We start from the raw sequence: 12,112 nt of genomic DNA, 5'->3' as shown, positions 1-12,112 counted from the left end.
GAGGTTCCGGCGGTTTGGAATTTATACCCGACGATTGCTGGCCAGCCAGGTTTCAAATCTGGGGCCGGGCATGGGGTGACTATAAAAATAACCCTGGGAGAAATCACAGCCTTCCTGTTCCAGGAAGTGAGTCTGTTCTTCCTCTTCGACCCCTTCGGCAATGACCCGCAGCCCAAGGCTGTGAGCCATGGTGATAATGGCCTTTACCAGCGACGCATCACTCTGTTCTTTCATCACATCCTGAATAAAGGACTTGTCGATCTTGAGTGTATCAAACGGGTAAGTTTTGACATAACTGAGCGCGGAATAACCGGTGCCAAAATCGTCCACAGACAATCGGATTCCGGATCTGTCCAGTTCACTCAGAATATCGGCAGTCTCGATGGTGTTGTCGAGAATCAGCCTTTCGGTAATTTCAAGCTCAAGCTGATCAGGCTCCAGTCCACTGTGTTCCAGTGCCTTCATGACCGTGGTCACGAAACGGGGATCACGGAATTGCCGCGGCGATACATTGACCGCAATGCCGATACTGGTGCCGAGCTGCTCTTTCCAGCGCATGGCTGCAAGACAGCTCTCTTTTAACACCCATTCGCCGATGGTGATAATGAGGCCAGTCTCCTCGGCCAGCGGAATAAAACGGTCCGGCATCACCATGCCCAGGCTCGGACTGTTCCAGCGGAGCAGGGCTTCAGCGAAGGCGAGCTGGCCGGTGTCTGTTTGCACGATTGGCTGAAAATAAAGCTCGAACTCATGCTGATCCAGGGCGCGGCGCATGAGTGATTCCATTTGCAGGCGCTCGTGGGAGACTTCAGTCATTTCAGGCTTGAACACGGCATAGGCGCTCTTTCCCTTGTTTTTCGCCTGATACATGGCGGTGTCGGCGTGTTGCAGCAGCGTGCCGCTGTTGTCCGAGTCGAGGGGGAAGATGGCAATGCCAATGCTGGTGGTAATAAACACTTCCTGGCCGTTGATAACGTAGGGCGGCTGAAATGTCGAGAGGATACGCTGGGCCACATGAATACTGGCTTCCATGTCCGCAAGGCCAGGAAGCACGACAAGAAACTCGTCGCCACCGAGCCTGGCAACGGTGCTGGTGCCTCTGAGGCAGCTTGAAACCCGCCGTGCGGCCTCGACCAGCAGATTGTCGCCGGCATCGTGGCCGAGAGTGTCGTTGATGTGCTTGAAGTTGTCCAGATCAAGGAACATGACGCCAACCAGTGAATCTTCCCGGCGAGCCTGTGCGAGGGCAAGTTTCAGGCGATCCAGAGCAAGCATGCGGTTGGGCAGGCCTGTGAGTATGTCGTAATTGGCCTGTCTGAGCAGTTGCTGCTCGTAACGTTTGCGTATGCTGATGTCTTCACCAAGAATCAGGTATCCGGTTACCTTACCGTCATTATCCTTGATCGGGGTTACGATGAGCTGTTCCCAGAAATGCTCTCCGTTTTTCCGGGAACTGTTTACCTCACCCTGCCAGACGCCTACCCGTTGCACCTGCAACCGGATGGACTGCCATAGTTGCCTGCTTTCCCTGCGGGCGTTGATATCGTCGCTCAGGGTTTCCGGATGCTTGCCCCTGATGGCGTCCGGATCATACCCGGTCAGCTGGGAAAATTTCTGGTTGGCGTACTCGACCTGCCATTTACGGTCGCAGATCAGCACCGACGACGGGCTCTGCTCTATGGCTTTTGAAAACTTGCGGATTTCCCGGGCGTCGCGCTCCTGCTGCTCAACGTCCTCAGCAAGGCGCCGGCGCATCTGGTTAATGGCGTCGGTAACCTGTGCCAGTTCGTCTTTGTTGTTCGCCGGCGTATCGGGCCTGTCCAGTTGCAGTGGTGCACCAAGATTGTTCAGTGAAAAATTACGGGCATAGTTTGCCATGGCGGTCAGATGCCGGGTGACAAAGTGCTGGAAGATCAGAACGATCAGGATGGATATGAAAAAGGTCTTGAGAAACTGGGTCGCCAGTATGAGCAGCACTCGTTGTTCCATGTCGGCGTAGGCGCGCCTCAGATCGGCGGTAACGGTTAACTCGCCAAGAATGAACATGCTGTCGTCCTGATGAATCAGTTCGAAACTGTGGCTGGTTGTGGTTGTGTCCCGGGGAATCCGGCCGAGTACCAGCTCGGAATCGGGCTCGATCTTGAGCCGGAGATGGACAATATCCGGAAGGCTCAGGACGCCCTCAAGCTGGGTCTGCAGCAGTTTCTGGTCCAGCGCCCAGAGACTTCTTGCCAGACTGGACGCGTAGCCTGTTTCGATAACCTCCATGCGGCGGTCAATCTGGAATAAGTCTTTTCTGAAGTCGGAATAGATCTGACTGGCCGAGCTGACCAGGGTAAAAACCGAGCTGAATAGAAGGATATAGGCCAGCAGCCTGAATGACAGTGGAGATCTGGATTTGAAATGCTGCAGGCGAGTCAGAAATTTTGGCATGATCTAAGGTTTCGGACCAGATCGGATTATTGAGTTGCGCCTTCCGACTATAGCAGCAGTTCTGAAATGCTGTCTCGCAAATGCCCGATAAATCGGCAGATTATTCTGACAATCGGAGGAAACACCGAACCGGATTATGGTTACGGTTGCTGACAGAAGTGGCGTCCCCTACCGGGTTCGAACCGGTGTTGCCGCCGTGAAAGGGCGGAGTCCTAGGCCACTAGACGAAGGGGACGGATCTCTTGGTACCTAGCCTCATTGAGGTGGCGCGTATATTAAAAAAGGCGATGATCCCTGTCAAACGCTTTTTAATGAGCCCGACGGGACACTAGAAACGCGTTGCGTCTTCAAGGGCCGACCCCAGATCCCTGTAGTGGAAGCTGTAGCCCTCGTCTGTAAGCTTCTTCGGTATCGCCTGCTGGCCGGTCAGCAGCAGCCGCGCCATTTCTCCCATGGCTATTTTCAGAACAGTTTCCGGCACCGGAAATACAGCCGGGCGATGCAGGACATTTGCAAGTTCTGCAGTGAACTGGCGGTTCGTGACCGGGTTGGGGCTGACCACGTTATAGGCACCGTTCGCCTCAGGAGTTTCCAGCATCCAGATCAGTGCCGACACAACATCCTCGCGGTGAACCCATGGCATGTATTGCCGGCCGCTGCCGATGCGCCCGCCGAGGCCCATCCTGAATGGCAGCAGCATCCGCTTGAGGAAGCCTCCGCCCGGCCCGACCACGAGACCGGTACGGGAAAGGCAGACACGGGTGTTGTCACTGCCCATGGCCAGGGCTTCGGCTTCCCAGTCCCGGCACATCCGGTGGGTGAATTCGTCAACCGGTGCGGTGTCTTCAGTCACCGTCTTGCTGCCCTGAGCGCCATAATATCCCACCGCCGAGCCGGAAATCAGAACTTCAGGGGGAGTCTCCCAGCTTTTCACAACTTCAGCCAGCTCGCGGGTGAGGCCTACCCGACTGTCAAGCAGCGTCTGTTTCCGCGCTTCTGACCATCGCTTGTCGGCAATGCCTTCACCAGCAAGATTGATCACCGCGTTGAAGCCGCGATGGCCTTGCAGATCGGAAAGATCGCCCAATGCCTCGACGCGGCCGCAGAGAGCCTGCACCTGATCCCGGGACTGGCGGCTCAGAACCGTCAGCGAGTAGCCTTTTGACAGCAGAGCGGGGCACAGTCTCTGGCCAATGAAACCGGTGCCTCCGGTAACAAGAATCTGATGGTCCATAGCAGCTCACTCCTTGTGTCTGATTGCAGAAATTATTCGGGCCTGCGACTCAATTCCTGGCGCACAACATCACGGATTGCATCGCCCAGCTGTGGGTTTTCACCAATCGGCGCGGCCAGCGTGATGGTGACGTTGTGAGTGTTTTCGATCTCCCTGATCATTCCGGGCACGTCTTTACGCAAATGGCGTCCGGCTGCCAGGAAAAGCGGTACTATGGTAAAGCTACGCACTCCGGAATTTACGCCTTCGGAGACAACCCTGTCGATGGAGGGTTGCGCCAGCTCCATGTAGGCGATGCGGGAGCCGGGCACCGACTCCAGTGTCGGGCCGGCAAGTTTTTCGAAGGTCTCACACCAGCGGGCATCGCTGCTACCATGGGCGAGAAGAATAATGGCCGGCTCGCTGCTCATGCCTGCTCCTCAACACTTGTCAAAAGAAGGATATAGTAACGCATATGTTCGACTGGAAGGAGATTCTGGATTTCTGGTTCGGTGAATTGGACGAGCACGGGCTGCCAGACAGCTTTCATCGCAACCGCTGGTTCCGTTCCAGCCGGGCCTTTGATCAGGAAATTCGCCGCCGGTTCATGTCGATGGTGCTGTTTGCCTCAGAGGACGGACTTGAACACTGGCGGTCCCGGCCTGGCGGCGCCCTGGCAGAGATACTGCTACTCGACCAGTTTACCCGCCATATCCACCGCGGGGGCGCACTTGCATTCGAAAACGACGCACTGGCGGTCAGGCTCTGCAAACAGGCGCTGAAGCGTGGCCACGATATGGCCCTGGCGCCTGTGCACAGAGCGTTTCTGTACATGCCACTGCAACATTCGGAAAACCAGGCAAACCAGGCCCTGTCAGTCGAGTGCTATGAGCAGCTTGCCGCCTCAACCGATGGTATAGCCGGTGATTTCATGCAAAATTTTCTGCAGTCAGCAAAGGATCACCGGGCTATTATTGAGCACTTCGGCCGGTTTCCCCATCGCAACCGGGCGCTGAAAAGGCCATCGAGACCGGAAGAAGAGAGGTATCTTGAAACTGGCAAGCGGTTCGGACAATAAAACTGTTGACGGCAAAGGCCGAATCCGTAGAATACTGCGTCTTCGATCAGGCGGGAATAGCTCAGTTGGTAGAGCACAACCTTGCCAAGGTTGGGGTCGCGAGTTCGAATCTCGTTTCCCGCTCCAGATTCAAGGAACCCGGCGTCTGTGCCGGGTTTTTTCGTTTTATGCTTCAGGAATCGCTCAATTTACCTGACGGCCCGGGGTCTCAAGGAATGTTCGTGCACTGTTGCCGTATCCCGTAGCATTTCTGGCCGGAAGCCCGGTGGAATGGAACTCGCCGGGTGACCCCGTCCGATCAGCACAGCAAACAGGAGCGCTTGAAAGTGCCACTTCTAACGCTGGATGCCGTCTCTCTGGCTTTTGGTATGCAACCTTTGCTGGATCAGGCCACCATGACTGTCGAACCGGGAGAGCGCATCTGTCTCCTGGGCCGTAATGGCGAGGGTAAGTCGACACTGCTGCGAATTGTCAGTGGAGAGATCCAGCCCGACGCCGGCGTCGTCAGGCTCGATGACGGAGCGGTTCTGTCGGTGCTCCCGCAGAACCTGCCGGTGGACGATCGCCGTACGGCTTATGAGGTGGTTGCCGGAGCGTTTCCGGAAACCGGAAAGCTTCTTGCCGAATTTCACCGTCTGACCCAGTCCGCGGATGAGCAGAGCCTGGATCGCATGATGAAGGTGCAGGAGCGCCTGGAGGCCCTGGACGGCTGGAGCCTCGACCAGAAAGTCGGCGACATCCTGGCCCAGTATTCCATTGATCCGGATCAGACCCTGAACACACTCTCGGGAGGCTGGCAGCGCCGGGTCCTGTTGGCCAGTGCTCTGGTAACCGATCCCAATATTCTGCTGCTGGATGAGCCAACCAACCATCTGGATGTGCCCGCAATCGCCTGGCTTGAGGAGGCACTCGGACAGTTTCGCGGTGCCATTGTGTTTGTCAGCCACGACCGTGCGTTCATACGCCGGATGGCGACCCGCATTGTGGAGCTGGATCGTGGTCAGTTGGTGAGCTTTGCAGCGAGTTACGATCGTTACCTCGAGCTCAAGGAAAAAGCGCTTGAAGAGGAAGATCGCCAGAACGCGCTGTTCGATAAACGCCTCAAACAGGAGGAAGCCTGGATCCGTCAGGGTATCAAGGCCCGGCGAACCCGAAATATGGGGCGCGTCCGGGCGCTGAAGGCCATGCGTGAGGAGCGACGTCAGCGCAGGGAGCGTGGTGGCACCGCTTCATTTGCAGTGGAGGACGCCGCCCGCTCAGGCAAGCTGGTGGTTGAGGCCCGCGATGCAGGCTTCGCCTACGATGCCGGCAATCCGGTTATCACCGGTATGACCATGACCGTGCTCCGGGGGGACAAAATCGGCCTTGTGGGTGAAAACGGAACCGGCAAGACGACACTGGTGCGACTGATGCTTGGGGATCTTGCGCCGACGGAAGGGCGGATCCGCCTTGGAACCAACCTTCAGGTGGCCTATTTCGATCAGTTGCGCGGCGCCCTGGATCTGGACAGGAACGCCCTGGACAACCTGTCTGAAGGGCGGGAATTCATTGAAATCAATGGTCAGAGCAAACATGTGCTCGGCTATCTGCAGGAGTTTCTGTTCAGCCCGGAGCGGGCCCGCTCGCCTGTGCGGGTATTCTCAGGGGGAGAGAGGGCCCGGCTGCTGTTGGCCAAACTGTTCAGCAAACCGGCGAACATTCTGGTTCTTGACGAGCCAACCAACGATCTTGATGTGGAAACCCTGGAGTTGCTGGAGGAAAGACTTGTAGAGTTCGCGGGCACGGTGATTGTCATCAGCCACGACCGGGAATTTCTGGATAATGTGGTGACCGACACGGTCTTTCTTGATGGGTCCGGTAAAGTGCGGGAATTCGTGGGTGGTTATACCGACTGGCGCCGCCAGGGCGGACGTTTTCCTGCCGAAGCCGGCGCCCGGTCGCCCAAAAGCAACAGGACTCCGGCCCAGCCAGCGCCACCAGCCCGGAAAACAAAGGCGGTGAAACTGAGTTATAAACTCAAACTTGAGCTCGAAGAGTTGCCGAAAAAAATTGAATCGCTTGAGGCGGAACTGGCCCGGCTTGAAAGTGCTGTAGCGGATCCGGGATTCTATTCGGGCTCGCCCGATGAAGTATCCGCCACTCTTGAAAAAATGTCCGAAACCCAACGTCAGCTTGACGCCGTAATGGAGCGCTGGATGGAACTGGAAGAACAGGCGGATCAATGAACGTGAATTACCGTTTTGAGCTGGAAAACAGGGTGCCTGTTGAATTCAGGGTCACCGACCGGCCCGCTTCTGCCGGACAGGCAAAACTGCCGAACTGGACCAGGCTGGAGCATTGCAAGTGTTCCAATTGTCCATTGACAGCAGCCGACACCGAGCGCTGTCCGGCCGCCGTTGAAATCCTTCCGGTGGTCACCGCATTTCAGGCCGAAGACGCCTATCAGAAAGTGTCTGTTGTGGTCCAGGATGATCGCCGTACCTACACCAAGTCCACCACTCTGGAGGAAGCCTTGCGCTCCCTGCTGGGCCTCAAGATGGCAACCAGTGGCTGTCCGGTGCTGGCGGAGCTAAAACCGATGGCGGTCCACCATTTGCCCTTCGCCAGTAACGAGGAATTCATCATGCGCAGTGTGTCCCACTTCCTGCTGCAGCAATACCTGATGAAGCGCAATGGTGAAGAACCGGACTGGGACCTGAAAGGACTGGTGGCCAGAAACCAGCGCCTGCAACTGGTCAACCAGGCACTCTGGCAGCGCATTAATTCCGTTTGCGAGGGAGACAGCAACCTCAAGGCCTTGCTGAACTTCTTCTCAATGGCTTCCAGTGTCAGCTTTTCACTGGAAAGTCAGCTGCGGAAACTGGAAGCCAGAATGAAAGGCGAAAATGGATTTTAAAGTCACACCCGACGGTCACGGGAATCTGCTCAGGTCTTTATGCGAACTGCCAGCACATCACAGGCAGCCCCATGCAGAACGCCGTTGGCGGTAGAACCCAGAATCAGCTGGAAGCCCTTACGGCCATGACTGCCGACCACAACAAGGTCAGCGCTGAGTTCCTCCGATAGCCGGTGAATTTCGGATTCCGGCCGACCCACCATCACTAACTGATTTTCCGGGGTAATACCGTGTTTTTCGCCGTAGCTCTGGAGTTTCTCTTTTGCCGCCTTGTCGAGTTGTTCCTGTAGCTCGGTGAGGTCCATGGGGATATCGCCACCATAGGCATAGCCCACTGGTTCCACGACATGAGCCAGAACAACTTCGGAATCGTGCGCCTTGCTCAATGCCATTGCTTTTTCAAGAACCTGCGGGGCTTCTTCAGTAAGGTCAATTGCAACTAGTATTTTCTGATAAATGGCCATGTTTTCACTCCTTCAGACCCCGCTGTTGTGCGGGCTAATATTTGTCAGGCGCTTCTGTTCCTGTATTTGTTGTCAGAACCGCTAATAAACTGCCACCTGGTGCGCACACTGTCCATGATAGATTTTAGCTCAACGCCGGGTTCAGTGCTTGCGGTATCACCACGCAGGTTATGGAATTGCCGGGCCTGAGTTTACCGCCAGGTTATTGTGGTGGACCAAGGTTTGGTGCCGGAGTTAAAGTATCGCTGCTGTCCATCAAGCGGTGCTGACCGGCTGGCAGCTGCCAGCGAGCGGAACCTGGTGGAATGATTGATTCATCAAGAAACAAATTGACAAATGGCCGGTTTTTTTTCATGGTGGCAAACCACGATTCAAACGACTGTATGAATTATTGGATCGGTTGATTGGGGTAGTGACCGAAAATAGTGACCGAAATCTCGCTGCATCGGCTGCCGCATTGCGGGCGCTTTTGCGGCAGTTATAGCAGTTCCAAACACAGACTGGAGATCAGTTGATGATTTACGAAGGTAAAGCCATCACGGTGAAAGAGATCGAAGGCGGGATCGCTCAGTTGGACTTTGACTTGCAAGGCGAGTCAGTTAACAAGTTCAACCGTCTGACGCTAGAAGAGCTCCACGCCGCGACTGACAAGCTGAAAGCAAAGAAAGGCCTGAAGGGTCTTGTTGTAACCAGCTCCAAGGACAGCTTCATTGTTGGTGCCGACATCACCGAATTCACCGAGCTGTTCGCCGGGCCCGAAGAGGATCTGATCGCTAACAATCTGAAGGCCAACGCCGCATTCAGTGCGATTGAAGACCTGCCCTTTCCGACAGTGACTGCCATCAACGGCATCGCGCTGGGCGGCGGCTTTGAAATGTGCCTGGCAACCGATTACCGGGTTATCGATCCCAGGGCGAAGGTTGGTCTGCCCGAGGTCAAGCTGGGGATTTTCCCGGGCTTCGGTGGGACCGTCCGCCTGTCACGCCTGGTGGGTGTGGATTACGCCGTCGAGTGGATCTGTGGCGGTAGTGAAAACCGTGCCGACAAGGCGCTGAAAGTTGGTGCTGTCGACGCTGTTATTGCCAGCGAAAAGCTGGTCGAAGGCGCTGTCGATCTGATCAGGCAGTGCAACGAAGGCAAGCTGGATTACCAGGCCCGTCGTGACGAAAAGAAGGGCAAGATCAAACTCAATGCCATGGAAAGCATGATGGCGTTTGAAACCTCCGAGGCGTTTGTTGCCGGTCAGGCCGGCAGGAACTACCCGGCGCCGGTCGAGGCTATCAAGGTCATGCAGAAGCATGCCGGCCTAACCCGTGACAAGGCCATCGAAGTGGAGGCCAAAGGTTTTGCCAGGATGGCCAAAACCAACGTGGCTGCGTGCCTTGTCGGGCTGTTCCTGAACGATCAGGCCCTGAAGAAGAAAGCCAGGGCCTGGAGCAAGGAAGCAAACGAGGTGAAGCTGGCTGCCGTTCTTGGCGCCGGTATCATGGGTGGCGGTGTTGCCTTCCAGTCGGCCCTGAAAGGCACACCGATACTGATGAAGGATATTAATCAGGACGGTATAGCGCTGGGCCTGAAGGAAGCCAAGAAGCTTCTGACCAAGCGCATCGATAAAGGCAAGATGAAGCCGGACCAGATGGCGGATGCCCTGAACAACATCACGCCGACCCTCAACTATGGTGACTTCAAGAACGTCGACCTGGTCGTGGAGGCCGTTGTCGAGAATCCGAAGGTGAAGGACGCGGTGCTGTGTGAAACCGAAGATGCGGTTCGCGAAGACACCATTCTGACTTCGAACACCTCCACCATTTCCATTGACAAGCTGGCCGCCAACCTGAAACGCCCGGAAAACTTTTGCGGCATGCACTTCTTCAACCCGGTTCACATGATGCCGCTGGTGGAGGTCATCCGTGGCAAGAAGACCAGTGATCGCGCCATTGCAACAACGGTTGCCTACGCCAAGGCAATGGGCAAGACGCCGATCGTGGTCAGCGACTGCCCCGGCTTCCTGGTAAACCGCGTACTGTTCCCGTATTTCGGCGGCTTTGTGAATCTGGTGCGTGACGGCGCTGATTTTCAGCACGTTGACAGGGTTATGGAAAAGTTTGGCTGGCCGATGGGGCCTGCCTACCTGCTTGATGTTGTAGGCATGGACACCGGCAAGCATGCCGGTGACGTTATGGCCGAAGGCTTCCCCGACCGGATGAAGCATGAGGGTACAACAGCCATTGACGTCATGTTCGATAACGACCGTTACGGCCAGAAGAACGGCAAGGGCTTTTACAAGTATGAGCAGGACCGTAAGGGCAAGCAGCAGAAGGTCGTCGACGAAGAAGCCTACAAGCTGCTTGAGCCTGTTGTTCAGGGCAAGAACGACTTCAGCGACGAGGACATCATCGCCCGAATGATGATTCCGCTGTGCATGGAGACTGTTCGCTGCCTGGAGGACGACATTGTCGAAGATCCCGCAGATGCTGACATGGGGCTGATTTTCGGTATCGGCTTCCCGCCGTTCCGTGGTGGTGCCCTGCGTTATATCGACGATATGGGTGTCGACAAGTTCGTTGAGCTGGCAGACAAGTTTGCAGATCTTGGCGCTTTGTATCACCCGACCGAGAAGCTGCGTGAAATGGCCAAGAATGGCAAGAAATTCTTCGCCTAACCCTGAACAAGATTTCCGAACGGAGAAAGATCTATGAGCCTTAATCCGAGAGACGTTGTCGTCGTCGATTGCGTGCGGAGTCCGATGGGTCGTGCCAAGAATGGCTGTTTCCGCAATGTCCGTGCGGAAAACCTGTCGGCTGCGCTGATTGAAGCACTGTTTGAGCGCAATCCGAAGCTCGACCCGAAAGAAGTTGAAGATGTGATCTGGGGCTGTGTAAACCAGACCAAGGAGCAGGGTTTCAACGTCGCACGTCAGATATCCGTGCTGACGCGCATCCCGCACGAATCCTCGGCGCAGACTGTCAACCGTCTTTGCGGCTCCGCCATGAGCGCCATCCACACTGCCGCGCAGGCCATACAGACCGGCAATGGTGAGATGTTTTTGGTTGGCGGTGTCGAACACATGGGCCACATCCCCATGACTGACGGCTTCGACCATAACCCGGCAGCCTCAAAATACACCGCCAAGGCGTCCAACATGATGGGCCTGACTGCGGAAATGCTGGCGAGAATGCATGGCATCACCCGCAAACAGCAGGATGAGTTCGGTGCCCGTTCCCATCGCCTGGCTCACGAGGCAACGCAGGAAGGTCGTTTCAGCAATGAAATCGTGCCGGTTGAAGGTCATGACGAAAATGGCTTCAGGAAGCTGATAGAGGAGGACGAGACCATTCGTCCCGAGACTACGGTTGAGTCCCTGGCTCAGCTCAAGCCCGCTTTTGATCCGAAGAATGGTTCGGTCACCGCCGGCACATCGTCCCAGCTCACTGACGGTGCGGCTGCGATGGTATTGATGTCTGCCGGCCGTGCCGAAGCTCTGGGCCTCAAGCCGATTGCCAGAATTCGCGGCATGGCTGTCGCCGGGGTTGATCCGGCGATCATGGGTTACGGTCCGGTTCCGGCGACCAAGAAAGCACTCAAGCGTGCGGGCCTGAAAGTCGAGGATATCGACTTCTGGGAACTCAATGAAGCCTTCGCCGGCCAGTCACTTCCGGTGCTGAAAGACCTGAAGCTGCTGGGCGTAATGGAAGAGAAAGTGAACCTGAACGGGGGCGCGATCGCCCTTGGGCACCCGCTGGGCTGCTCCGGTGCACGTATCTCGACCACCTTGCTGAACGTGATGATGGCCAAAGGCGGGAAGCTTGGTGTATCCACCATGTGTATCGGCATGGGGCAGGGTATCGCAACAGTGTGGGAGCGTGTTTAATTCATTGAATTGAATCAATAACGTGTTCTGAGAAAGCCCGGCAGTTGCCGGGCTTTCTTGTCTGACATTCAACAAAAACCGGGCACAACCCTTGCTGCATTTTTCCATAATGGGTTGTCTTGCTTTTCCTGACCCTGTACAACAATGCAATTATACT

9 protein-coding genes and 2 tRNA genes are annotated in these 12,112 nt (G+C 56.0%); 6 read left to right on the top strand and 5 right to left on the bottom strand.

Annotated features, from left to right (window positions below; all coding sequences use genetic code 11):
- Positions 1-21: 21 nt before the first annotated feature.
- The 4 genes from VJ956_RS03690 to VJ956_RS03675 all read right to left on the bottom strand — a co-directional run bounded on the left by VJ956_RS03690 (position 22) and on the right by VJ956_RS03675 (position 4,077).
- Positions 22-2,433: a bifunctional diguanylate cyclase/phosphodiesterase gene (locus VJ956_RS03690; RefSeq protein WP_324081774.1), complete on the bottom strand. Its 2,412-nt coding sequence runs from the start codon at positions 2,431-2,433 to the stop codon at positions 22-24.
- A 159-nt stretch (positions 2,434-2,592) separates the two neighbouring features.
- A tRNA-Glu gene (locus tag VJ956_RS03685) sits at positions 2,593-2,668 on the bottom strand.
- A 93-nt stretch (positions 2,669-2,761) separates the two neighbouring features.
- Positions 2,762-3,667, bottom strand: coding sequence for a TIGR01777 family oxidoreductase (locus tag VJ956_RS03680; protein ID WP_324081772.1), 906 nt, complete (start codon positions 3,665-3,667; stop codon positions 2,762-2,764).
- A 32-nt stretch (positions 3,668-3,699) separates the two neighbouring features.
- Positions 3,700-4,077: a CbiX/SirB N-terminal domain-containing protein gene (locus VJ956_RS03675; RefSeq protein WP_324081771.1), complete on the bottom strand. Its 378-nt coding sequence runs from the start codon at positions 4,075-4,077 to the stop codon at positions 3,700-3,702.
- Positions 4,078-4,121: 44 nt separating this feature from the next.
- Here VJ956_RS03675 and VJ956_RS03670 point away from each other — a divergent pair, with 44 nt between their 5' ends.
- The 4 genes from VJ956_RS03670 (at position 4,122) to VJ956_RS03655 (ending at position 7,620) form a co-directional block, all read left to right on the top strand.
- Complete coding sequence (locus tag VJ956_RS03670) at positions 4,122-4,724, top strand: DUF924 family protein (protein ID WP_324081769.1); 603 nt, start codon at positions 4,122-4,124, stop codon at positions 4,722-4,724.
- A 50-nt stretch (positions 4,725-4,774) separates the two neighbouring features.
- Positions 4,775-4,850 (top strand) — tRNA-Gly (locus VJ956_RS03665).
- Between the two features lie 200 nt (positions 4,851-5,050).
- Positions 5,051-6,949, top strand: a complete 1,899-nt coding sequence (locus VJ956_RS03660; RefSeq protein WP_324081767.1) for an ATP-binding cassette domain-containing protein — start codon at positions 5,051-5,053, stop codon at positions 6,947-6,949.
- Positions 6,946-7,620: a DUF6901 family protein gene (locus VJ956_RS03655; protein WP_324081765.1), complete on the top strand. Its 675-nt coding sequence runs from the start codon at positions 6,946-6,948 to the stop codon at positions 7,618-7,620. The genes VJ956_RS03660 and VJ956_RS03655 overlap by 4 nt, the downstream gene beginning before the upstream one ends.
- Before the next feature lie 29 nt (positions 7,621-7,649).
- Here the strand turns inward: VJ956_RS03655 and VJ956_RS03650 are convergent, their stop codons facing one another.
- Positions 7,650-8,084, bottom strand: coding sequence for a universal stress protein (locus VJ956_RS03650; protein ID WP_324081762.1), 435 nt, complete (start codon positions 8,082-8,084; stop codon positions 7,650-7,652).
- Positions 8,085-8,598: 514 nt separating this feature from the next.
- Here VJ956_RS03650 and fadB point away from each other — a divergent pair.
- Together fadB and fadA are read left to right on the top strand one after the other, a co-directional pair.
- Positions 8,599-10,746, top strand: a complete 2,148-nt coding sequence (gene fadB, locus VJ956_RS03645) for a fatty acid oxidation complex subunit alpha FadB (protein ID WP_324081760.1) — start codon at positions 8,599-8,601, stop codon at positions 10,744-10,746.
- Between the two features lie 33 nt (positions 10,747-10,779).
- Positions 10,780-11,955, top strand: a complete 1,176-nt coding sequence (gene fadA / locus VJ956_RS03640) for an acetyl-CoA C-acyltransferase FadA (RefSeq protein ID WP_324081758.1) — start codon at positions 10,780-10,782, stop codon at positions 11,953-11,955.
- The last annotated feature ends 157 nt before the right edge of the window (positions 11,956-12,112 follow it).

This window comes from Marinobacter sp. (assembly GCF_035268745.1).
Taxonomy (GTDB): domain Bacteria; phylum Pseudomonadota; class Gammaproteobacteria; order Pseudomonadales; family Oleiphilaceae; genus Marinobacter.
The sequence above is the reverse complement of the archived record's forward strand: the minus strand, read 5'-3'. Positions and strand labels throughout refer to the sequence as shown.

Excerpts from the sequence above, each read along its gene's own strand:
- VJ956_RS03690 (WP_324081774.1), bottom strand. The coding sequence starts at position 2,433 with ATGCCAAAATTTCTGACTCGCCTGCAGCATTTCAAATCCAGATCTCCA.
- VJ956_RS03680 (WP_324081772.1), bottom strand. The coding sequence starts at position 3,667 with ATGGACCATCAGATTCTTGTTACCGGAGGCACCGGTTTCATTGGCCAG.
- VJ956_RS03675 (WP_324081771.1), bottom strand. The coding sequence starts at position 4,077 with ATGAGCAGCGAGCCGGCCATTATTCTTCTCGCCCATGGTAGCAGCGAT.
- VJ956_RS03670 (WP_324081769.1), top strand. The coding sequence starts at position 4,122 with ATGTTCGACTGGAAGGAGATTCTGGATTTCTGGTTCGGTGAATTGGAC.
- VJ956_RS03655 (WP_324081765.1), top strand. The coding sequence starts at position 6,946 with ATGAACGTGAATTACCGTTTTGAGCTGGAAAACAGGGTGCCTGTTGAA.
- VJ956_RS03650 (WP_324081762.1), bottom strand. The coding sequence starts at position 8,084 with ATGGCCATTTATCAGAAAATACTAGTTGCAATTGACCTTACTGAAGAA.
- fadB (WP_324081760.1), top strand. The coding sequence starts at position 8,599 with ATGATTTACGAAGGTAAAGCCATCACGGTGAAAGAGATCGAAGGCGGG.
- fadA (WP_324081758.1), top strand. The coding sequence starts at position 10,780 with ATGAGCCTTAATCCGAGAGACGTTGTCGTCGTCGATTGCGTGCGGAGT.